The sequence below is a fragment of the Pseudomonas sp. PVC-3-1 genome (assembly GCF_057444315.1).
Window position 1 is genome coordinate 1686566 of the sequence record NZ_CM172023.1, and the last position, 22470, is coordinate 1709035.

Here is a 22470-nt window from a genome sequence, read left to right on the forward strand (position 1 = left end):
GGACTCCCCAGAAAAAGACAGTTGCTCCTACCTCCGAGCTGGGCGTAGGAGCGGACTCTGTCCGCGATCGGCTTCACTTCATGCAGGACCTTCCAGGACCTGCGAACCACTGGCCGCACTGACCCGCCAAAGAAAAAGCCCCGCGATGCGGGGCTTTTTCATGGGGCCGGATCAGTACTGCGGATTGGACTTGAGCTGTTGCTCGGCGGCCTTGGCCAGGTCCGGCGGCAGGAAGTCCTTGTCCGGGTTGTAGTCCGGCTTCAGGTACGAGCTCAGCGCCTGCAGGTCGGCCGGGCTGAGGGTGCCGGCGGTCTGCTTCAGGCGCAGGTTGTCGAGGATGTAGTCATAGCGGCTGTTGTTGTAGTCGCGCACCGAGTTGTACAGCGAACGCTGGGCGTCCAGTACGTCGACGATGTTGCGGGTACCGACCTGGTAGCCGATCTCGGTGGCTTCCAGCGAGCTCTGGTTGGAGATGATCGCCTGGCGACGGGCTTTCACGGTCTCGACGTCGGTATTGACCGCGCGGTGCTGGTTGCGCGCGTCCTGCACCACCTGGCGGCGCTGGCTCTCGCGCAGTTGCTCGCTCTGGTTCAGGCGCTGGTAGGACTCGCGCACTTGCGAACTGGTCAGGCCGCCGCTGTAGATCGGCACGTTCAGTTGCAGGCCGATGCTGCTCTGGTCGACCCACTTGCCGTAGTGCGTATCACCCGGCGCGCCGGAGTTGGTGAAACCCAGGGCGTCGTTGTCGCCCTTCTGGTACTGGGCCACGGCGTCGACGGTCGGCAGGTGGCCGGCCTTGCGCTGGCGCAGGGTTTCTTCGGCGGCGTCGACGGCGTAGTTGCTGGCCTGCAGGCGCAGGTTCTGCTGGACCGAGGTGTCCACCCAGGCCTTGGCGTCGTTGGGAATCGGCACCACGACCGGCATCGAATGCAGGATGCCTTCGATGGAGCTGTACTCGCGGTTGGTCAGCGTGACCAGCGCCTGGAAGGCATCATCCACGCGCTGCTCGGCGACCAGGCGGTTGGCCCGCGCGGTGTCGTAGCTGGCCTGGGATTCGAGGACGTCGGTCTTGTCGGACAGGCCGACGTCGAAGCGCTCGTTGGACTGGTCGAGCTGGCGCTTGAATGCCGCTTCCTCGGCCTTGCTGGCGGCCAGGTTGTCCTGGGCGCGCAGTACGCCGAAGTAGTTCTCGGCCGACTGCAGGATCAACTGCTGCTGGGTTGCGGAGAATTCCAGCTGGGCCTGTTCGGTGGTGTTTTCCGCCGCCTTGAGCTGGAACCAGCGGTCGGCGCGGAACAGCGGCTGGCTCAGGGTCGCCTGGATCACCTGGCTGCTGCGGTTCAGCGTGACGTTCGGGGTGTCCAGCGACGTGCGACTGTTACCGACATCGGCACCGGCGTTGATCTGCGGCAGCAGGCCGGAGCGTGCCTGGGGCACGGCTTCCTTGCGCGCCAGGTAATCGGCCTGGGCGGCGGCGAGGTCGGCGTTGTTGTCGACGGCATCTTTATAGACGCTGATCAGGTCGGTCTTGGTGGGCAGCGGAGAAGCAGCCGGAGCGGGCTGTGCAGCCCAGGCAAAGCCTGTCGTTGCGGCTACAGCGACAGCCAGAGAGAGTCTGCGCAGCATTCGTTCATCCTGGAAAGTGATGCGAGGTGGGGCAAGGCTACGGTCGCCGCCGGTGGCGGTCAAGGCACGTTCGTACGAGCCTTCCGAGGCAGGAGTGTAGCTGCGTGTAAGCAATTGCGCGTTTTCGGCCGGGCGGCGTTGGCTTATCCGCGCGCACTTGATTAGACTGCGGGCGTTCTTGTCGGGGTGCCCCATTGCGAGGGGCTGAGATCGGATAGTTCCGGATCCCGTTGAACCTGATCGGGTTAAGACCCGCGTAGGGAACAAGAAGTACGCATCCCGCGGCGCATTCCGCCCCGGCCCCAGCCCTCTCCGGGATGCGTCCCTTCGCTGCAGCAAGCAGCTCCTCTCGTCCCAGGTTCTCCCCGGCAATCAACCCCAGGAGAGCCAGGATGAGCACCCAGAAAAACAACGTCACCCGCCTTGAGCAGCTGGATCGCCAGTCGACCCAGCCCTTTCCGAATTCGAAGAAGGTCTATCTGACCGGCTCGCGCCCGGATATCCGCGTCCCCGTGCGGGAAATTTCGCTCGCCGACACCCCGACCGCCTTCGGCGGCGAGAAGAACGCCCCGGTGATGGTCTACGACACCTCCGGCCCCTACACCGACCCGGACGTGCGCATCGACCTGCGCAAGGGCCTGCCGGACGTACGCTCGTGCTGGATCGACGAGCGCGGTGACACCGAAATCCTCCCCGGCCTGACCTCCGAGTTCGGTCAGTCGCGCCTGGCCGACGCCAGCCTCGACGCCCTGCGTTTCGCCCATGTACGCACCCCGCGCCGCGCCAAGGCCGGCAAGAACGTCACGCAGATGCACTACGCGCGCCAGGGCATCATCACGCCCGAGATGGAATACATCGCCATCCGCGAGAACATGAAACTGCAGGAAGCCCGCGCCGCCGGCCTGCTGGATGCCCAGCACCCGGGCCAGAGCTTCGGTGCGAGCATCCCCAAGGAAATCACCCCCGAGTTCGTCCGCGAGGAGGTGGCCCGCGGCCGCGCGATCATCCCGGCAAACATCAACCACACCGAACTGGAACCGATGATCATCGGCCGCAACTTCCTGGTGAAGATCAACGGCAACATCGGCAACAGTGCGCTGGGCTCCTCCATCGAGGAAGAAGTGGAGAAACTCACCTGGGGCATCCGCTGGGGCGCCGACACGGTGATGGACCTGTCCACCGGCAAGCACATCCACGAGACCCGCGAGTGGATCCTGCGCAACAGCCCGGTACCGATCGGCACCGTGCCGATCTACCAGGCGCTGGAGAAGGTCAACGGCATCGCCGAGGACCTGACCTGGGAAATCTTCCGCGACACCCTGATCGAACAGGCTGAGCAGGGCGTGGACTACTTCACCATCCATGCTGGCGTGCTGCTGCGCTACGTGCCGCTGACCGCCAAGCGCGTCACCGGCATCGTCTCCCGTGGCGGTTCGATCATGGCCAAGTGGTGCCTGGCGCATCACCAGGAGAATTTCCTCTACACCCACTTCGAAGAAATCTGCGAAATCATGAAGGCCTACGACGTCAGCTTCTCGCTGGGCGATGGCCTGCGTCCGGGCTCGATCGCCGACGCCAACGACGCCGCGCAGTTTGGTGAGCTGGAAACCCTCGGCGAGCTGACCCGCATCGCCTGGAAGCATGACGTCCAGGTGCTGATCGAGGGCCCCGGCCACGTACCGATGCACCTGATCAAGGAAAACATGGACAAGCAGCTGGAGTGCTGCGACGAGGCGCCGTTCTACACCCTCGGCCCGCTGACCACCGACATTGCGCCGGGATACGACCACATCACCTCCGGCATCGGCGCGGCGATGATCGGCTGGTTCGGCTGCGCCATGCTCTGCTACGTCACGCCCAAGGAGCACCTGGGACTGCCGAACAAGGATGACGTGAAGACCGGCATCATCACCTACAAGATCGCCGCGCATGCCGCCGACCTCGCCAAGGGCCATCCGGGCGCGCAGATCCGCGACAACGCGCTGTCCAAGGCGCGCTTCGAGTTCCGTTGGGAGGACCAGTTCAACCTCGGCCTCGACCCGGACACCGCGCGGGCCTTCCATGACGAGACGCTGCCCAAGGACTCGGCCAAGGTCGCGCACTTCTGCTCCATGTGCGGACCGAAGTTCTGCTCCATGAAGATCACCCAGGAGGTCCGCGACTACGCCAAGGAGAACGGTCTCACCGATGAGCAGAAGGCCATCGAGGCCGGGTTCCAGGAGCAGGCCGCGCGCTACAAGGACGAGGGCTCGGTGATCTACAAACAGGTGTGAGCCCGCAGTACCTGTAGGAGCTAGCTTGCTCGCGAACCGCCCGGCAGCAGAGTCATCGGCGAGCTGGGTTCGCGAGCAAGCTAGCTCCTACGAAAAACAAAAACCTAATTCAACCTTCGAGCCCTGCACGCATCGTGACCACTACCGCCATCGACTATTCACCGACTTCCGCCGTGGGCAGCGCCCAGCGTGTGCTCGGCCTGCGCGACCTGTTCTCCCTCTGGTTCTCCCTGGGCATCGGCCTGATGGTTCTGCAGACCGGTGCATTGCTGGCGCCAGGCCTGGGCCTGGCCGGTGCACTCGGCGCGATCCTGCTCGGCACCCTGGTCGGCGTGCTGCTACTGGCCAGCGCCGGGGTGATCGGCACCGACACCGGGCTGTCCGCCATGGCCTCGCTCAAGCTCAGCCTGGGTAGCCACGGCGCCGCATTGCCGGCGCTGCTGAACCTGATGCAGCTGATCGGCTGGGGCGCCTTCGAGATCATCGTCATGCGCGACGCCGCCAGCCTGCTGGCCACTCGCGCCTTTGGCGAAGGCAGCACCTGGAACAACCCGGCCCTGTGGACCCTGGTGTTCGGCGCGCTGGCGACCCTGCTGGCGGTTGCCGGCCCGCTCGCCTTCGTGCGTCGCGTGCTGCGCCGCTGGGGTATCTGGCTGCTGATTGCCGCCTGCGTCTGGCTGACCTTCGACCTGTTCCATCGCGCCGACCTGGCGGCAATCTGGGTCAAGGCGGGCGACGGCTCGCTGTCCTTCGCCGTGGGCTTCGACATCGCCATCGCCATGCCGCTGTCCTGGCTGCCGCTGATCGCCGACTACTCGCGCTTCGGCAAGCGCGCCGGGCAGACCTTCACCGGCGCGGCGCTGGGCTTCTTCATCGGCTGCTTCTGGCTGATGGGCCTGGGTGTGGCCTACACCCTGGCATTCGCCCAGGGCAGTGATGCCAACGCGCTGCTGCTGGCGCTGGCCGGCGCCGGCATGGGCATCCCGCTGCTGCTGATCCTGCTGGACGAGTCGGAGAAGGCCTTCGCCGACATCCACTCGGCAGCGGTCTCCAGCGGCATCCTGTTGCCGTTCAAGGTCGAGTTGCTGGCGCTGGCCATCGGCGTGATCTGCACCCTGATCGCCTGGTTCGCGCCGCTGGCGCAGTACCAGAACTTCCTGCTGCTGATCGGCTCGGTGTTCGCGCCGCTGTTCGGCGTGGTGCTGATCGATCACTTCGTCCTGCGCCGCCGCGCGCCGGCCGCGATTCCCCATGGACTGCGCTGGGGCTCGCTGCTGGCCTGGGGTGGTGGCGTGGTGGTGTATCACCTGCTGGCGAACTACCAGCCGGACCTGGGCGCGACCCTGCCGGCGCTGGTGGTGGCAGCGGTGCTGCAGTTGCTGCTGGGGCGGGTTGGGGTGAAGGTGCCGGCTTCGGCGTGAGGCGATTTGCGAGCAAGCTCGCTCCTACGCGAGCCGTTGCGCCGGCATTGGCCTGTAGGAGCGAGCTTGCTCGCGAACCCGCCCAATGCCGGCCTTGCCGGCTGATCGCATGCAGGTGCCGATATCCGGCGTAGGAGCGGACTCCGTCCGCGATGATTTCCCGGCCACTCTCGCGCTGATCTACTGCGTCCCGCGCCCCGGGAAGTAGTAGGTCTTGACGATGCCGTTCAGGCGCGGATACGGAATCTTCAGCTCCGGATGCCCGACCGAGTGCGGGGCGATGCGGTCGATGTCGTACTTGAGCGTCAGTGCGCCGAAGGTCAGGGCGAAATGCTCGGTCGGCTGGAACGGCCAGTCCTTGGAGAAATTCGGGTCCTGCTCGTCCAGCTTGTTCTGCAGAATCCAGGCCTGGTGCGCCATCCGTGCGACCTTCCAGAAATTGTCCTCCTGGCCGGGCAGGAGAATGTCCTGCAGGGTAAGCACCTTGTGGATACGTCGATCATAATTGATGAACGCGCGGCCGGGCTGGCCGTACTCTCCGCCGGTGAAGCGATAACTGGACAGCTCGATGATCACCAGACCGTCATGCTGTTCGCGGATCTTCGCTTGCAGGTAGGAGCTCCAGCCGGGTTGGGCCGAATCGAGGAAGCGTTTTTCGTAGACGTCCAGGCTCGCAGGTGCCGCACCATCACCCTCGCGGGCCAGTTGCAGCAGTTGCGCGTTGATCGCTTCGTTGAGCACCGGCTCATCGTCGAAGCTCAGCGTGTCGAGGTTGAACAGCGGGCACTGTTCGCCCTGGCAACCGGGTTTGGCATGTTCGAACGCGGTGTGGCTCGCGCTCAGCGGCTCGTCGAGCGAGGGCTTGAACAGACCCTGGCACGCCCCCAGTAACAGGCAGATGCTGCCCAGGGCGGCAAGTTTCAGAAGTCGCATGGGAATCCTTGTCGTTGACGTTCGCCGGCAATGGAGTGGTTCGACCGCCATCGGTGCTGCCGGTTCGGCGGGTGAGTATGAACCACTTTGGTGGAACGGCGGCAGTGTGCGACGGTCACAGCAGTCCGGACGCCCGGCGGCCCGCGAAAGAGGCTGCGCCTGCTCCGGCGGCGCGATAGGATGGCGCGAAGTTCAACGCAGAGTGAGTGGAACGGGATGTCGGAAACGTTCAAGCCAGGCCCCCAGGACATCGAGATCCAGAAGCGCGAACAGTGCTTCAAGGGCTTCTACAAGGTCGACCGCCTGCACCTGCGGCACCGCCAGTTCGCCGGCGGCATGGGCCCGGTGCTGACCCGCGAATTGTTCGTGCGTCACGATGCCGTGTGCGTGCTGCCCTACGATCCGCAACGCGATGAAGTGGTGCTGATCGAGCAGTTCCGCGTCGGCGCCATGGATGCCGGGGTCAATCCCTGGCTGATGGAGCTGGTCGCCGGCCTGATCGACAAGGACGAGGAGCCCGAGGAAGTCGCCCGCCGCGAAGCGGTGGAAGAAGCCGGCCTGACCCTCGGCGCACTCTGGCCGATCGCCCAGTACCTGCCGTCACCTGGCGGCAGCAATGAGCTGGTGCACCTGTTCGTCGGCCGCTGCGACAGCAGCACCGCTTCGGGTATCCACGGGCTGGAGGAGGAGGGCGAGGACATCCGCGTCCACGTCATGCCGTTCGAGGAAGCGCTGCAGGGCGTGCGTGACGGCCGCATCAACAACGCGGCGAGCATGCTCGCCCTGCAATGGTTGGCGCTCAATCGCGCCGAGGTAAGGGGGTTATGGGTGTGAATCTGTTGCGCGAGCGCTATCGCGTCGACCTGGCGGGTCTGCAGGCGACCTGCGAAGCGAACTACTTGCGCCTGATGCGCCTGTTGCCCGAGATGCGCGAAGCCCAGGTCTCGCGCCGCGTGGCGCTCAGCGAAGGCGAGCGGCTGCTCGGCGTGCTGGCGCTGGACGTGATCGAAGCTTGCCCGTACACCACCGTGCTGCAGGTGCGCCAGGAACTGGGCCTGCCCTGGCTGCCGGCGCCCAAGCTGGAAGTACGGGTGTACCACGACGCGCGCATGGCCGAAGTGGTCGGCGCCGAGCAGGCGCGCCGCCTGCTGGCGATCTACCCCTATCCGAACCAGGCGATGCACCAGCCGGACGAGAAGAACCAGCTCAACCAGTTCCTTGGTGAATGGCTGAGCCACTGCCTGTCCTGCGGGCATGAGCTGGAGCCGGTGCTGCAACGCTGAAGGCGCGATAGTGGCGGCGTGCCATGATATCCTGCCCGCCCATCGCAGACTCGTGTCCCTAACTGTGATCTGTGACGCTTTCCCGGTTTGCTCAGGGGGGCGCCTGTCACCATACTTCGTCACGAATCCCCGCACGCCCGCCTCACAGGAGAAGGCGCATTGCCCACCCAGCCCACCGCTTCCGATTCCGTCCTGGTCGTCCAGCTTTCCGACAGCCACCTGTTCGCGCAAGAGAACGGCCGGCTGCTGGGCATGGACACCGCTGACAGCCTGACCCAGGTCGTTCGCCTGGTCGGCGAGGAGCAGCCGGCGATCGATCTGGTGCTGGCCACGGGTGATCTCTCCCAGGATGGCTCGGTCGAGTCCTACCAGCGTTTTCGCAGCATTACTGCGCCGATCACCGCGCCGATCCGCTGGTTCCCCGGCAATCACGACGAGATGGAGCCGATGCGCGAAGTCGCCGCCGGCAGCGACCTGCTTGATCCGGTGATCGACCTGGGCGCCTGGCGGGTGATCCTGCTGGATTCCACCATTCCCGGTGCCGTGCCGGGGCAGGTGACCGACGAACAGGCCGCGCTGCTGGAAAGCGCCATCCAGGCCGCGCCGGACAAGCACCTGCTGATCAGCTTCCATCACCATCCGGTGCCCATCGGCAGCCAGTGGATGGACCGCATCGGCATCTACAACCCGGAAAAACTCTTCGCCGTGCTGGACCGCTACCCGAACGTGCGCTGCCTGCTCTGGGGACACGTGCACCAGGAAATCGATCGCATGCGCGGTGACGTGCGCCTGCTGGCCTCGCCGTCCACCTGCGTGCAGTTCACGCCGGGCAGCGAGGACTTCTGCGTCGACAGCCCGGCCCCCGGTTATCGCTGGCTGCGCCTGCTGGCGGATGGGCGCGTGGAGACCGGTGTATCGCGGGTGACCGACATCGAGTTTGAAGTCGACTACAGCATCAAGGGTTATTGATCGGTCACGCTTCGAACGCCTTGCGACGCTGACCCACTTGCGGCATGCCACTTGCAGCTTGTAGCCTCCCGGCCCATGACCGCATTCCTCTATATCCACGGATTCAACAGCTCGCCCGGCTCGCAGAAAGCGCGCCAGTTCACGGCCGCCATGGAGCGCCTGGGCCTGGCCGAGCAACTGCGCGTGCCCGCGCTGCACCACCATCCGCGCCAGGCTTTGGAACAACTGGAATCTGCCGTCGCCGAACTGGGCCAGCCGCTGCTGATCGGCAGTTCCCTGGGCGGCTACTACGCGACTTACCTGGCCGAGCGCCATGGCCTCAAGGCCGTGCTGATCAATCCGGCCGTGGCGCCTCACCGGCTGTTCGACGGCCAACTCGGCCCGCAGACCAACTATTACAGTGGGGAGACCTGGGAACTGACCCTTGATCACGTCGCTGCGCTGGCAGAACTGGAAGTCCCGGCTCCGACCGACGGATCGCGCTACCAGGTATGGCTGCAGACCGCCGACGAAACCCTCGACTACCGCGCCGCCGAGCGTTACTACCGCAGCGCCGCGCTGCGCATCGAGTCCGGCGGCGACCACAGTTTCCAGCGCTTCGTCAGCCACTTGCCGACGCTCCTGGCTTTCGCCGGAGTGCCGTCCAGCCAGTGGCGCGACATCGACTTTTCCGCCTTTGAAGCCATCACCTCTTCGACTGATTAAGCAGGAACCCCATGGCCCAGCAGAACGCCTATAACGCAGACGCCATCGAGGTTCTTTCCGGCCTCGATCCGGTGCGCAAGCGCCCGGGCATGTACACCGACACTACCCGGCCCAACCACCTGGCCCAGGAAGTCATCGACAACAGCGTCGACGAAGCCCTCGCCGGCCACGCCAAGAGCGTGCAGGTGATCCTCCACGAGGACAACTCGCTGGAAGTGATCGATGACGGCCGCGGCATGCCGGTGGACATCCACCCCGAAGAGGGCGTGCCCGGCGTCGAGCTGATCCTCACCAAGCTGCACGCCGGCGGCAAGTTCTCCAACAAGAACTACCAGTTCTCCGGCGGCCTGCACGGTGTGGGCATCTCGGTGGTGAACGCGCTCTCGACCACGGTCGAGGTGCGCGTCAAGCGTGACGGCAACGAGTACCGCATGACCTTCGCCGACGGTTTCAAGTCCAGCGACCTGGAAGTGATCGGCACCGTCGGCAAGCGCAACACTGGCACCAGCGTGCACTTCTGGCCGGACGCCAAGTATTTCGATTCGCACAAGTTCTCCGTCAGCCGCCTCAAGCACGTGCTCAAGGCCAAGGCCGTGCTCTGCCCGGGCCTGCTGGTGACCTTCGAGGACAAATCCAGCGGCGAGCGCATCGAATGGCATTATGAGGACGGCCTGCGTTCCTACCTGGTCGACTCGGTTTCCGAACACCTGCGCCTGCCTGACGAGCCGTTCTGCGGCGCGCTGGCCGGCAACAAGGAAGCGGTGGACTGGGCTCTGCTGTGGCTGCCCGAGGGCGGCGAATCGCTGCAGGAAAGCTACGTCAACCTGATTCCCACCGCCCAGGGCGGCACCCACGTCAACGGCCTGCGCCAGGGCCTGCTGGATGCGATGCGCGAGTTCTGCGAATTCCGCAACCTGCTGCCGCGCGGCGTGAAGCTGGCCCCGGAAGACGTCTGGGAGCGCATCGCCTTCGTCCTCTCGATGAAGATGCAGGAGCCGCAGTTCTCTGGCCAGACCAAGGAGCGCCTGTCGTCCCGCGAGGCCGCCGCGTTCGTCTCCGGCGTGGTCAAGGACGCCTTCAGCCTGTGGCTCAACGCCCATCCCGAACTGGGCCTGCAGCTGGCCGAACTGGCCATCAGCAACGCCGGCCGCCGCCTCAAGGCCGGCAAGAAGGTCGAGCGCAAGAAAATCACCCAGGGCCCGGCGCTGCCCGGCAAGCTGGCCGACTGCGCGGGGCAGGACCCGATGCGCGCCGAGCTGTTCCTGGTGGAAGGTGACTCCGCCGGCGGCTCGGCCAAGCAGGCGCGCGACAAGGAATTCCAGGCGATCATGCCGCTGCGCGGGAAGATCCTGAACACCTGGGAAGTGGACGGCGGCGAAGTGCTCGCCAGCCAGGAAGTCCACGATATCGCCGTCGCCATCGGCGTCGATCCGGGCGCGGCCGACCTGTCCCAGCTGCGCTACGGCAAGATCTGCATCCTCGCCGACGCCGACTCCGACGGCCTGCACATCGCCACCCTGCTGTGCGCGCTGTTCGTCCGTCACTTCCGCCCGCTGGTGGAAGCCGGCCACGTCTACGTCGCCATGCCGCCGCTGTTCCGTATCGACCTGGGCAAGGAAGTCTTCTACGCCCTGGACGAAGCCGAGCGCGACGGCATCCTCGATCGCCTGGCCGCCGAGAAGCGCCGTGGCAAGCCGCAGGTCACCCGATTCAAGGGCCTGGGCGAGATGAACCCGCCCCAGCTGCGCGAGACCACCATGGACCCGAACACCCGTCGCCTGGTCCAGCTGACCCTGGAAGACGCCGAAGGCACGCTGGAAATCATGGATATGTTGCTGGCCAAGAAGCGCGCCGGCGATCGCAAGTCCTGGCTGGAAACCAAGGGCAACCTGGCGGACTTCGCCTGATGCGCTGGCTGCTGGCCTGCTCCTGGCTGTTCGCTGGCCTCGCCGTTGCTGCCCAGGCACCCGAGCAGGCGTCGAAGGATGTCGCACCGGTCGCAGCGCCGCTGGCGCCGGCGTCGCTGCAGTTCGTCGCGGAGCATCCGGTGGAGGGCATGCCCAGTGGCAACCTGTCCGGGCTGGCGCTGTGCGGCAATGAGATGTGGACGGTGTCCGACCGCGACGACGACCGTATCTATCGCCTGCTGATCGACGAGACGCCGGGCAAGGCCTGGCAGGCCTCCGCCGAACCCTTCGTGGTTCCGGGTACGCCCGATAGCGGCCTGTCCTGGGGGACTCGTGCGCGGGTCACCGTGGGCGGCCTGCTGCGCGGTGGCGCCATGGATTTCGAAGGCATCAGCTGTGATCAGGCGGGCAACCGCTATGTGGTCAGCGAAGGTTATGCGGCTGTCCTGCTGTTGCCTGCCGTTGGTGAGCCGAGTTGGTTGCCGCTGCCGCAGAACCTGCTGCGCCAGGCGCGCGCCAGTGGCCTGCTGATGGAATTCAACGCGCTCTACGAAGGCATCGCCATCAGCGCCGACGGCAAGCAGCTGTGGCTGGCCGCCGAGCGCCAGCGCCGCGGTCTGCTCAAGGTGCACAGTGAAAATGGCACTTGGAAGTGCGAAGGCAACTGCGTGATGCTCAGCGAAGGTGGCACCGCGCTGCCGCCGCCGGAGCTGGGCGCCGAGCGCGCCCTGCCGATCGATTTCTCCGACCTGGCGCTGTACAAGGACAAGCTGTTCACCCTGGAACGCCTGGCGCACCAGATCTGCCGACGCGATCCGAAGACTGGCGCGCAGGAGCTGTGCTGGTCCTTCGCCGCCGGTGCGCTGGCCCCTGAGCGGCGCTACGAACTGCCTTACGGCGTGGCCGAAGCGCTGATACTCGACGACCAGGGCGCCTGGATCGGTCTGGACAACGGCGAGCACGCTCGCGCCGACGGTGACAGTCGCCCCTACGTACTGCGCTTCGCGGCGCCGGCCGGCGGCTGGCTCGGTGGCAAATGAGCGACGCGATGCCGGGCAAGCGGATCGGCAAGATCATGATGCTCCTCGCCTGGGGCGCGGGCATCCTGCTCGCCACCCACTATTTCGGCGCCTGGGAAACTCGCCAGCACAATCCCAATCCGCAGCCGCAATCGACTCGCGCCAACGGCGAAGTGGAAGTGCGGCTGGTGGGCAACCGCGCCGGCCACTATGTGGCGGACGGCCGGATCAATGGCGAGGCGGTGACCTTCATGCTCGATACCGGCGCCACCCAGGTAGCCCTGCCGCAGCGTCTGGCCGACCGCCTCGGCTTGCCGCGCGGGTTGCCGATCACTCTGGACACCGCCAACGGCCGCAGCCAGGGCTGGCGTACGCGCCTGCCCAGCCTGCAGCTTGGCGACATCCGCCTGACCGATGTGCCGGCGCTGATCGCGCCGGGCATGGAAGGCGACGAGGTGCTGCTCGGCATGAGCGCACTCAGACAACTGGATTTCACCCAGCAGGACGGCACCCTGGTGCTGCGCCAGCGATCTACACCGTGAGGCACGCATGAGCGAAACCCTCGATCTGAGTCTGGAGGGCGTGGAGCGCCGGTCACTGGCCGACTTCACCGAACAGGCTTACCTGAACTACTCCATGTACGTGATCATGGACCGCGCCCTGCCGCACATCGGCGACGGTCTCAAGCCCGTGCAGCGGCGCATCGTCTACGCCATGAGCGAGCTGGGCCTGGACGCCGACTCCAAGCACAAGAAGTCGGCGCGTACCGTCGGCGACGTGCTGGGCAAGTACCACCCCCACGGCGACTCGGCGTGCTACGAAGCCATGGTGCTGATGGCGCAGCCGTTCTCCTACCGCTACCCGCTGGTGGATGGCCAGGGCAACTGGGGTGCTCCGGACGATCCCAAGTCCTTCGCCGCCATGCGTTACACCGAGGCCCGTCTGTCGCGCTATGCCGAGACCCTGCTGTCCGAGCTGGGCCAGGGCACCGCGGACTGGGTGCCGAACTTCGACGGCACGCTGGACGAGCCGGCCGTGCTGCCGGCGCGGCTTCCCAACCTGCTGCTCAACGGCACCACCGGCATCGCCGTGGGCATGGCCACCGACATTCCGCCGCACAACCTGCGCGAAGTGGCCGCTGCCTGCGTGCACCTGCTGGATAACCCGGGCTCCACCGTCGCCGACCTGATCGATTTCGTGCCGGGCCCGGACTTCCCCACCGAAGCGGAAATCATCACCCCGCGCGCCGACCTGCAGAAGATCTACGAAACCGGCCGCGGCTCGGTGCGCATGCGCGCCGTGTACCGCGTCGAGGACGGCGACATCGTGGTCACCGCGCTGCCGCACCAGGTCTCCGGGGCCAAGGTGCTGGAACAGATCGCCGGCCAAATGCAGGCCAAGAAGCTGCCGATGGTGGCCGACCTGCGCGACGAGTCGGACCACGAGAACCCGACCCGCATCGTCATCATCCCGCGCTCCAACCGCGTGGATGCCGAAGAGCTGATGACCCACCTGTTCGCCACCACCGACCTGGAAAGCTCGTACCGGGTGAACATGAACGTCATCGGCCTGGACGGCAAACCCCAGGTCAAGGACCTGCGCCAGGTGCTCAGCGAGTGGCTGACCTACCGCACCGACACCGTGCGCCGCCGCCTGCAGTTCCGCCTGGACAAGGTCGAGAAGCGCCTGCACCTGTTGGAAGGCTTGCTGGTCGCCTTCCTCAACCTCGACGAAGTCATCCATATCATCCGCACCGAGGACCAGCCCAAGCCGGTCCTGATGCAGCGCTTCGAGCTCTCCGAACTGCAGGCCGACTACATCCTCGATACCCGCCTGCGTCAGTTGGCGCGTCTGGAAGAGATGAAGATCCGCGGTGAGCAGGACGAGCTGGCCAAGGAGCGCGCCAAGCTGCTGGCGATCCTGGGTTCCAACGCCAAGCTGCGCAAACTGGTGCGCGACGAGCTGATCGCCGACGCCGAAACCTACGGCGACGAACGCCGTTCGCCCATCGTCGCCCGCGCCGAAGCCCGTGCCCTGTCGGAAACCGAGCTGATGCCGACCGAGCCGGTGACTGTGGTGCTGTCCGAAAAGGGCTGGGTGCGTTGCGCCAAGGGCCACGACATCGACGCCACGGGGCTTTCGTACAAGGCCGGCGACGGCTTCAAGGCGGCTGCGCCGGGCCGTTCGAACCAGTACGCGGTGTTCATCGACTCCACCGGCCGCAGTTACTCGCTGGCTGCCCACAGCCTGCCGTCTGCGCGCGGCCAGGGTGAGCCTCTGACCGGCCGTCTGACGCCGCCGCCGGGCGCCTCCTTCGATCGCGTCCTGCTGCCGGAGGATAATGCGCTGTATGTGCTGGCCTCCGACGCCGGCTACGGCTTCGTCGCCAAGGGTGAGGACATGCAGGCCAAGAACAAGGCCGGCAAGGCACTGCTGAGCCTGCCCAATGGCGCGCAGGTCATGGCGCCCAGGCCGGTGAATGATCTGGAACAGGACTGGATCGCCGCGGTCACCACCGAGGGCCGCCTGCTGCTGTTCAAGGTCTCGGATCTGCCGCAACTGGCCAAGGGCAAGGGCAACAAGATCATCAGCGTGCCGGGCGACCGCGTGGCGAGCCGCGAGGAGTACCTCACCGACCTCGCCGTTCTTCCGACGGGCGCGACCCTGGTGCTGCAGGCCGGCAAGCGGACGCTCTCGCTCAAGGGTGACGACCTGGAGCACTACAAGGGCGAGAGGGGCCGCCGCGGGAATAAACTGCCGCGTGGTTTCCAGCGAGTGGACGCGTTGCTGGTAGAATCGCTGTTTCAGGATTGAAACGCGGCCCGATACATTCTGCCTCTGGAGCTGAGGCGCCGGTTAAGGGATGATACGTCCCTTTGGGTAACCGGCGCCTTGGCGCGTTGCCTGTAGTCATATTGGTTTTGTTGGAAGTAGCGCCGAAATTCGGCGAATGACGGTGATCCAGATGAGCGCATTGCGCGCCTTGGCCTATCTTTCCCTCGTCAGCCTCCTCGGGCTGGCGGGTTGCACGGTGAATCGACCGACCCAGCTGTACCAGCTGGATGCGGGCGCGGTTCCCGTCCCGACCCGTGACAACGGTGTCGCAGTACTGCTCGGTCCGGTATCCCTGGCCGATTACCTGAAGCGCGAGACCATGGTCCAGCGCCAGGCCGACGGTATCCTCAATCTGTCGACCGAAGCCCGCTGGGCCGGCAGCCTCGAGACCAACGTCAGCCAGCAGCTGATGCGCCTGCTCTCGGGCGAGCTGGACAGCACGCGCCTGGCGCTGTTCCCGGAGAAGCCCGGCTTCACCCCGCAGGTTCAGGTCATGCTGACCATCAGCCGCCTGGACTCCGGCCCCAAGGAGCCGGCGGTGCTGGAAGCGCGCTGGCGCCTGCTCGACCAGAAGGGCGAGCTGCGTGACAGCCGCGTCTTCCGTGAGGAAGAGGCGCACTCCGGCAGCGTGCAGGATCAGGTGCGCGCCCAGGGTGACCTGCTGCGCAAACTGTCCGCGCAATTGGCCCGTGATGTGCGACCGGTCGCTGCAGCAGTTGCCGAGCAGCAGGCTGCTCCGCCGCGCAAGCCGCAGGTGGCCAATACCGATCAGGCGGTCAAGCCCAAGGAAGAAGGGCCGAAGATCCCGTTGGTGGTGCCGATCCGCACTGATGTCGAGGTCTACCGCTTCTAGGTCGCAGCCGACCATCGCAGTATTCACGGCCCGCAAGGCATAGCTTTGTGGGCCGTTTTGTTTCTGCCTTGGCCGGTTTTGACATCTTCTTGACGGTCTGCGTGGTATCTACGGGCGCTTGTGCAGGCTATTGGCGCCCGGACGTTTCCGCGCGGAGTCTGCGAGAGATTCGCGCGTGTCGTCATTCCCCCCCACCTCCAGTGTTCAGGCGGATTCCGCCCTGAGGCGTCAGACACTTTGCGTCATGCTGGCGGCGCTGGTGCTGTTCCTGCTCGGCGTGCAGGGTGATGCCTTCGTTGGCTTCGACTCGCGGTTCGTGCTGTTCGCCCGCGAAATGCTGCGCCACGGGCCGGGTTGGTTCCCGACCACCTACGGCGCGCCCTATCCGGATTATCCGGCTACCTCGACCTTCCTGACCTACCTGCTGTCGCTGCCACTGGGGCGGGTCACCGAGCTCACCGCCTGGCTGCCGACCGCGCTGGCCGGGGCAATCTGCACCGGGGTGGTGTATCGCCTGGTGGCGCCATTCTCGCGCTCCTGGGCGCTGATCAGCGTGGCGATGCTGCTGCTGACCGCCACCTTCGTCAGCGAGACGCGCGCCGTGTCCCTCGACCTGATGGTCGCCGCCGTGGGGCTGCTGGCCTTCTACGTTGCCTTCCACGCCGATCGCCATGGCGTGCCGGGCATGCTGCTGCGCCTGCTGCCGCTGCTGTTCGTCGGCTTTGCGCTGCGCGGCCCGCTGGGGCTGGTGGTACCGGCGGGCATGGTGTGCAGCCAACTGTTGCTGGACCGGCGCTGCAGGCCCCTGTTCGCCTTCTCGGCGAGTGCGGCAGCGCTGCTGGTCCTCTGCGTGTTCGTGCTGATCACCCTGGCGCGCTCGGCGGGCGGCGAAGCTTTCGTCCAGGATGTCCTGCAGATGCAGGTGATCGGCCGTCTGGACGGTTCCGCCGGTTCCAGCGATGCGCTGTATTACTTCCGCAGTTCCCTGGGCAACTACGCACTGGCCTTCCCACTGGCGCTGCCGGCGCTCGTGCTGCTCTGGCAGCGTCGCCGCGAGCCAGCGTTCCGGCTGGTGGCAGGATGCGCCCTGGCGGCGCTGGTGGTCATGGCCGGTCTGTCGGTGCCGCAGGCGAAGAAGGCCCGCTACATTGTCGCGCTGGCACCGCTGGCGGCGATCGTCGCGGGCTACCCCTTCATGGTCGCCGGCAGTCGACTGGCGCAGGTCCTGCGTGGCTTGCTGCGTGGGCTGTGGCTGGCATTGCCGGCCCTGCTGCTGGCTGGCTTGTGGCTGGCCTGGAAGCGCTATCCGCAGGAGCTCGCCGAGCTGGGATGGCGGCTGCCGGCCTGCATCGTGGCGCTCGCCGCGCTGCTGGCGTTCGGCGCGCTGCGCTGGCGCCGGCCGGCGGGGCCGGCTTTGGGCGCCGCGCTGGCGCTGTGGGCCAGCTACATCCTGGTCTTCGAGCCGGTGGAGCACCGTCTGTACGACAGCCAGGCGTTCTCCCGCGAGCTGCTCCGTCAACTCGATGCGCAGCCTGAACCCCTTGCGCTGTATGGGATGGCGCCGGATGCGCGGGCAATCAAGCTGATGGTCAACCTCGATCGTGACCTGCAGCCGCTGTTCCTGGATCGTCCCGAGCAGCTGGCGGCGCAACGGGGACCGCTCTACCTGATGATCCAGGCGCGCGATGCCGAGCGTATCGCGGCTGCCCTGCCCACGGCCTCGCAGCAGCTGTTCGAAGGCCGTTTCGACAATGACACCTACCGCCTGCTGCGCCTCCCCGGAGCGGGCAATACGCCGTGATGAAAGCACTGACTTCCCTACTTGCCTGCTGCTTGCTGCTGGGCGGCTGCGATGATTCCGATACCCAGGGTGTGGTCGAGCGGGACCAGGCGTTCTTCCGCCAGCACCCGCTGCCGCCCCTGGAGATCGTCTCCGGCGGGGGCAGCTTCGTGCTGCCGCTGCTGCCGGACACCCAGTTCTATGCGGAGAACAACCACCGCAAGCGCCACCTGTTCCGCAGTGAGCAGCGCTTCCCCGACCTGCCGTACCAGCCGGCGCTGGCTTTCTTCGCCCAGACTTTCTGGCTGGCCAAGCATGCCGAGGTGCTGCAGGTTCCGCTGGTGGTGCACCTGGGCGACGTGGTGGAAAACGCCGGGGTCGCCACCCAGTGGCAGACCGCCAGCGGCGCCATGCGCACGCTGGAGGAGCGTGGCGTGCCCTACAGCATCGCCACCGGCGAGCGCGACGTGCACGAAGAAGCCAGCACGGATGACCGTCGCTCCTTCCTCGACCGCTTCAAGGATCACTTCGGCCCCGAGCGCGCTGCCTGGCAGAGCACTTATGTCGGCAGTGACCCGAAGGGGCTGAGCCAGGTGCACCTGTTCCAGCGCTACGGCCAGTCGTTCCTGCTGCTGGCCCTGGACTGGAGTCCCTCTGAGGCGACCCTGGTGTGGGCGCAGAGCGTCCTCGACGAGCATCCCCATGTGCCGGTGATCCTCGCTTCCCACAGCATCCTGCGGCGCAGCGCCGCCGGTGTGGCGGAGCTGTCCCGCGAGGACAACGCCAGTGGCACGCTCCTGTGGGACCGGCTGATCCGCCGCAACGACCAGGTGTTCCTCACCTTGAATGCCCACGCCGACGGCGCTGCGCACACGCGGATGCTCAACGACCTGGGGCACAGCGTGGACATGGTGATGGTCGACTACCAGCACCAGTATCTGGGCGGGAACGGCCTGATGCAGTTGCTGGAATTGGACCTGCGGCGCAACCGCCTTGCCGCCCTGTCGCTGTCGCCCTGGGTGCTGTGGAAGCGCCAGGTCTACCCGCAGGCCTATACGCCCTGCGAATCGCCCCAGGTGCTCCGTGACTGTGACCAGTTGATGCCGGCGAACTCTCCTGGTTGGGAGAACCGCTTCCAGATCGAGCTGGACTACCAGAAGCGCTTCGGCAGCTTCCAGGGCTACAGCGCCCAGTTGCCGGTGGAGGGCATGCAGGCGTCGTTGCTGGAGCAGCTGCAGGTGCAGCTCGGCAAACGCTGAGTCAGGCGTTGCGCCAAAGCAGCCGGCGCAGGCCGATGCCTGCCAGCGCCACAGCGAGGCAGGGCAGCCAGACCCAGCGCGCCTCGGACATCAGCACCTCCAGCCCGCGTGGGCTGAGGAAGCGCGACAGGCCAATGGGCGAAACCTCGATGGGATGCAGCGGCAGGAAGTAGCGCTGGTCGCTCCAGGGCCAGAACCAGGCGACGCCCAGGCCGCCGTCGGTCATGGCATCCAGCACGCTATGGGAGGCGGTCGCCAGGCCGATCCATAGGCCGGCTTTCAGTGGGCCGCTGCCCAGCAGGCGGCTGCACAGCGCCCCGAGCACCCCCATGCACGCCGCGAACAGCAGGGAATGGCTGAAGCCGCGATGGCCGAAGGCGTCGTGGTAGGCAATGCCCAGCTTGAAGGCGACTACATCGAGGTCGGGCAGGCAGGTGGCGATCATGCCGGCCAGCAGCAGGCGCGGCGGGATGAGGCGTGAGCCGAGCGCAAGCCCAATGGCCAGCGCGGGCAGGGGGTGGGTGATCAGGGTGGTCATGGAATCCTTTCCACGAGGGGCCTGGCGGCCCCCTTTCTTTCTATTGGGGTCAGGTGGTGCGCAGGGCGCGCATGCGCGACAGCTGGCGCTCGAGCATGGAAGGATAAGGCTCTTTCAGCCACTCCACGCAGCAGGCATTTTCCGGGCTGGCGATGGGGCGAATACGTGCGCGCTCGCGGACTTTCTCATCGTCGCCGATGGTTTTTTCCACCAGCAGCAGATTGCGGCTGTGCTGGCTCAGCGCCAGGGCGTCCTGCGCGGCGGAGTCCTGCAGCAGCTCGGCCTGTTCCAGGTCGGCGACGTCCTCGCCCAGCACCAGGCCCAGTTGCAGTTGCAGGGTGATGCCGCTGTCGGCCACTTCGATCTGCAGGGCATGGCCCAGGGCGCGCATCAGCTCGCCGCAACACAGCGCGTTGGTGAGGAATTCCTCGTCCTGGTCGCGGCTGTGGAAGAGGATCAGGCTGCCGCCGTCGCTGAGGGTGTAGAGCGTGCCTTTGTACAGGCGTGCGGCCTGCTCCAGGCAATCGCGGTAGCGTTCCAGCAGGTCGACCAGGCGCGCGCGCGGCAGGCGGCGCAGTTGTTCCTGGGCGCCCAGTTGCACGGCCAGCACGGCGCTGGTGCCGGCGGAAACCGGCTCCGGCTCGGCCTCGGGCTCTTCCTCGACGCCGATCTCGTCTTCGGCTTCCTCTTCCACCACGGCCTCGAACTCTTCCTCGGGGAAGTCATCGTCAGCGTCGGCCTTGCGGCGTGCGGCAGGGGTGAGCAATTCTTCGTCGGAGAAGATGTTCTCGTCGAACTCGTGTTCGTCAGCGGTGCCGGCTTTTTCCAGCAGCGGTTCCTTGGCGGCGTTCTTGGCGGGCGCTTTCGCGCGCGGTGCGGGGGCGCTGACCACCGGCTCGGGGGCCGGCGGTTTCTCCGGCGCCAGGCGCGCCTGCAGCTGGCGGGCGAGGTCGCCGATCTCGTTCTGCAGGCCGGCGCCCGGCGCGCTGTCGTCCGGGTCGCGCAGCCAGACACGAAGCTGTAACAGCGGCGTGGAAATCTGCCGCCCCAGACGCAGGCCGAAAGTCAGCGTGAGCAGCAACAGGATCAGGCTGATCAGCCCCATGCTCTGCAGGCTGACAGTCATCGGCTGCTCGAACTGGTGCATGTCGAGGCTGATGCGCAGGTGGCCGGCGATCACTTCCTGGAAGGTGATGGGCGTGGAGTACAGGCCTTCGGCGTCACCCAGCAGGCCCTGCTTGGGCCGCGTGCCGGATTCGGCAAGGATGCGGTTGTCCACGCTGTAGATCGCCGCATGGGCCACCAGCGGGTTCTTGGTCAGGTTGTTGAGCAGCACGTTGAGGCTGAGGATGTCGTTGGACACCAGCAACTCGGTGGCTGACTGCGCGGTCTGCGTGGTCAGGCTCTGGCCAAGGGCGTCGGCCTGCTGCTGCATGGCCTGCTTGAACTGCAGGCCCATCACGCAGGCGTAGATCACCAGGGCCGTCGCCACCAACAGCAAGCTGTGGACGGCGATGCGCAGGGCGATCGGCACGCGGCGCTGGCGCAGGGCGTGGAAGAGCAGCAGGAAGAAATTGTCGGGCTTGACGGAGGTGGGCCGGGTCACAGCGGGCTCGGTCTTCTCTAGGGCAGATGCGGGGCAGTATAACGAGGCCCTACCGGGGGGCAAAGCGCCGCAGGCGCAGTCAAGGCGGCGAAAGTCCGCGCGGTGTGTCGATCTGCCGTGCATTCCGATCGGCGGTGGCGTCCCTTGATCGGTGGGCGGACGGGCGAGCGGAGCATCCGCAGGCGGTGAAAGCAGGTAGAATGACCGCCTTTTTTCCATGGCGGAGGCAGCGCCTTGCGCGAGATCGTCCTGATCAACATCACCGGGGAAGACCGCCCCGGCCTCACCGCGGCCATTACCGGCGTCCTGGCGCAGGGTGGCGTGAACATCCTCGACATCGGCCAGGCGGTGATCCACGACACCCTGTCCTTCGGCATCCTGGTGGAAATCCCGGATAACGAGCGGGCTTCGTCGGTGCTCAAGGACGTGCTGTTCACGGCCTACGAACTCGACCAGCAGGTGCGTTTCACCCCGGTGTCCGAAGACGATTACCGCCAGTGGGTCGGTGGCCAGGGCAAGCCGCGCCACATCGTTACCCTGCTGACGCGCCGGGTGACCGCCGAGCAACTGCAGCGGGTCAGCTCGATCACCGCCAAGTACGGCTTGAACATCGACCAGATCGACCGCCTGTCCGGGCGTATGCCGCTGGACATGCCGGCCGACGAGGGCAAGGGCTGCATCGAGTTCTCCGTACGTGGCGAACCCGCTGACCCGGCCGCGCTGCGTGCCGAGTTCCTCAGCGTGGCCCAGGAACTGAACGTCGACATCGCCTTCCAGCAGGACTCGGTGTTCCGCCGTAATCGCCGCCTGGCGGTGTTCGACATGGACTCGACGCTGATCGAAGCCGAAGTGATCGACGAGCTGGCCAAGGCCGCCGGCGTTGGCGAGCAGGTCTCCGAGATCACCGAGCGCGCCATGCGCGGCGAGCTGGACTTCCGTGCCAGCTTCAAGGAGCGCCTGGCGCTGTTGCAGGGGCTGTCCGAGGACGTGCTGGAAGAGATCGGCGCCTCGCTGCGCCTGACCGAAGGCGCCGAGACTCTGTTCGCCGAGCTCAAGCGCCTGGGCTACAAGACCGCGATTCTCTCCGGCGGCTTCAGCTACTTCGCCAAGCAGCTGCAGGCGAAACTGGGCATCGACTATGTGTTCGCCAATGAACTGCAGATCGTTGATGGCAAGCTGACCGGCGTGGCCATCGAGCCCATCGTCGACGCCCAACGCAAGGCCGACCTGCTGCGTGAACTGGCAGCGAAGGAAGGCTTGCAGCTGGAGCAGACCATTGCGGTGGGGGACGGCGCCAACGACCTGCCGATGCTGGGCCTGGCCGGCCTGGGCGTGGCCTTCCGCGCCAAGCCGCTGGTCAAGCAGTCGGCCAAGCAGGCGATCTCCACCCTGGGGCTGGACGGCATCCTCTATCTGCTCGGTTTCCGCGACCGCGAAGGTGCTGACGAACGCTGAGTTGTCGC

At 66.2% G+C, this 22470-nt stretch carries 18 protein-coding genes and 1 riboswitch; of the genes, 14 read left to right on the forward strand and 4 right to left on the reverse strand.

What is annotated here, in order from left to right:
* Positions 1-171 precede the first annotated feature (171 nt).
* Positions 172-1626: a TolC family outer membrane protein gene (locus AC2T4A_RS07810; RefSeq protein WP_486743036.1), complete on the reverse strand. Its 1455-nt coding sequence runs from the start codon at positions 1624-1626 to the stop codon at positions 172-174.
* Positions 1627-1798: 172 nt separating this feature from the next.
* A riboswitch (TPP riboswitch) is annotated at positions 1799-1906 on the forward strand.
* Positions 1907-2018: 112 nt separating this feature from the next.
* On the opposite strand from AC2T4A_RS07810, the gene thiC reads away from it, so the two are divergent.
* A complete protein-coding gene (gene thiC / locus AC2T4A_RS07815) occupies positions 2019-3899 on the forward strand; it encodes a phosphomethylpyrimidine synthase ThiC (protein ID WP_486743037.1) in 1881 nt (626 codons plus the stop codon).
* A 134-nt stretch (positions 3900-4033) separates the two neighbouring features.
* A complete protein-coding gene (gene cytX, locus AC2T4A_RS07820) occupies positions 4034-5320 on the forward strand; it encodes a putative hydroxymethylpyrimidine transporter CytX (RefSeq protein ID WP_486743038.1) in 1287 nt (428 codons plus the stop codon).
* 180 nt (positions 5321-5500) lie between these two features.
* Here the strand turns inward: cytX and AC2T4A_RS07825 are convergent, their stop codons facing one another.
* Positions 5501-6253, reverse strand: a complete 753-nt coding sequence (locus AC2T4A_RS07825; RefSeq protein ID WP_416750802.1) for an RsiV family protein — start codon at positions 6251-6253, stop codon at positions 5501-5503.
* 216 nt (positions 6254-6469) lie between these two features.
* Here AC2T4A_RS07825 and AC2T4A_RS07830 point away from each other — a divergent pair, with 216 nt between their 5' ends.
* The 11 genes from AC2T4A_RS07830 (at position 6470) to AC2T4A_RS07880 (ending at position 18863) form a co-directional block, all read left to right on the forward strand.
* Positions 6470-7087: an NUDIX domain-containing protein gene (locus tag AC2T4A_RS07830; RefSeq protein ID WP_416750800.1), complete on the forward strand. Its 618-nt coding sequence runs from the start codon at positions 6470-6472 to the stop codon at positions 7085-7087.
* On the forward strand, positions 7078-7536 hold the full coding sequence (locus AC2T4A_RS07835) for a DUF1249 domain-containing protein (RefSeq protein ID WP_045216166.1): 459 nt from the start codon (positions 7078-7080) through the stop codon (positions 7534-7536). Before AC2T4A_RS07830 ends, AC2T4A_RS07835 begins: the two co-directional genes overlap by 10 nt.
* A gap of 159 nt (positions 7537-7695) precedes the next feature.
* Positions 7696-8505 (forward strand): 3',5'-cyclic-AMP phosphodiesterase, encoded by an 810-nt coding sequence (gene cpdA, locus AC2T4A_RS07840; RefSeq protein ID WP_478378598.1) that lies wholly within the window; start codon positions 7696-7698, stop codon positions 8503-8505.
* Positions 8506-8580: 75 nt separating this feature from the next.
* Positions 8581-9210, forward strand: coding sequence for a YqiA/YcfP family alpha/beta fold hydrolase (locus AC2T4A_RS07845; protein ID WP_416750795.1), 630 nt, complete (start codon positions 8581-8583; stop codon positions 9208-9210).
* A gap of 11 nt (positions 9211-9221) precedes the next feature.
* Entirely contained in the window at positions 9222-11117 is a 1896-nt protein-coding gene (gene parE, locus AC2T4A_RS07850) for a DNA topoisomerase IV subunit B (protein WP_416750793.1), read from the forward strand.
* Entirely contained in the window at positions 11117-12157 is a 1041-nt protein-coding gene (locus tag AC2T4A_RS07855; protein ID WP_416750791.1) for an esterase-like activity of phytase family protein, read from the forward strand. The genes parE and AC2T4A_RS07855 overlap by 1 nt, the downstream gene beginning before the upstream one ends.
* Entirely contained in the window at positions 12154-12678 is a 525-nt protein-coding gene (locus AC2T4A_RS07860) for a retropepsin-like aspartic protease family protein (protein ID WP_486743039.1), read from the forward strand. Before AC2T4A_RS07855 ends, AC2T4A_RS07860 begins: the two co-directional genes overlap by 4 nt.
* A gap of 7 nt (positions 12679-12685) precedes the next feature.
* Positions 12686-14950 carry a DNA topoisomerase IV subunit A gene (gene parC / locus AC2T4A_RS07865; protein ID WP_486743040.1) on the forward strand — a complete coding sequence of 755 codons (2265 nt, stop codon included), beginning with the start codon at positions 12686-12688 and terminating at the stop codon, positions 14948-14950.
* 151 nt (positions 14951-15101) lie between these two features.
* On the forward strand, positions 15102-15824 hold the full coding sequence (locus AC2T4A_RS07870) for a PqiC family protein (protein ID WP_416750785.1): 723 nt from the start codon (positions 15102-15104) through the stop codon (positions 15822-15824).
* Between the two features lie 244 nt (positions 15825-16068).
* Entirely contained in the window at positions 16069-17625 is a 1557-nt protein-coding gene (locus AC2T4A_RS07875) for an ArnT family glycosyltransferase (protein WP_486743660.1), read from the forward strand.
* Complete coding sequence (locus AC2T4A_RS07880; RefSeq protein ID WP_416750783.1) at positions 17625-18863, forward strand: metallophosphoesterase family protein; 1239 nt, start codon at positions 17625-17627, stop codon at positions 18861-18863. Before AC2T4A_RS07875 ends, AC2T4A_RS07880 begins: the two co-directional genes overlap by 1 nt.
* Before the next feature lies 1 nt (position 18864).
* On the opposite strand, the gene AC2T4A_RS07885 is transcribed toward AC2T4A_RS07880, so the two are convergent.
* Positions 18865-19401 carry a metal-dependent hydrolase gene (locus AC2T4A_RS07885; protein WP_486743041.1) on the reverse strand — a complete coding sequence of 179 codons (537 nt, stop codon included), beginning with the start codon at positions 19399-19401 and terminating at the stop codon, positions 18865-18867.
* Between the two features lie 49 nt (positions 19402-19450).
* A complete protein-coding gene (locus tag AC2T4A_RS07890; RefSeq protein ID WP_416750779.1) occupies positions 19451-21007 on the reverse strand; it encodes an AhpA/YtjB family protein in 1557 nt (518 codons plus the stop codon).
* 234 nt (positions 21008-21241) lie between these two features.
* On the opposite strand from AC2T4A_RS07890, the gene serB reads away from it, so the two are divergent.
* Positions 21242-22462 (forward strand): phosphoserine phosphatase SerB, encoded by a 1221-nt coding sequence (serB, locus tag AC2T4A_RS07895; RefSeq protein WP_416750777.1) that lies wholly within the window; start codon positions 21242-21244, stop codon positions 22460-22462.
* The last annotated feature ends 8 nt before the right edge of the window (positions 22463-22470 follow it).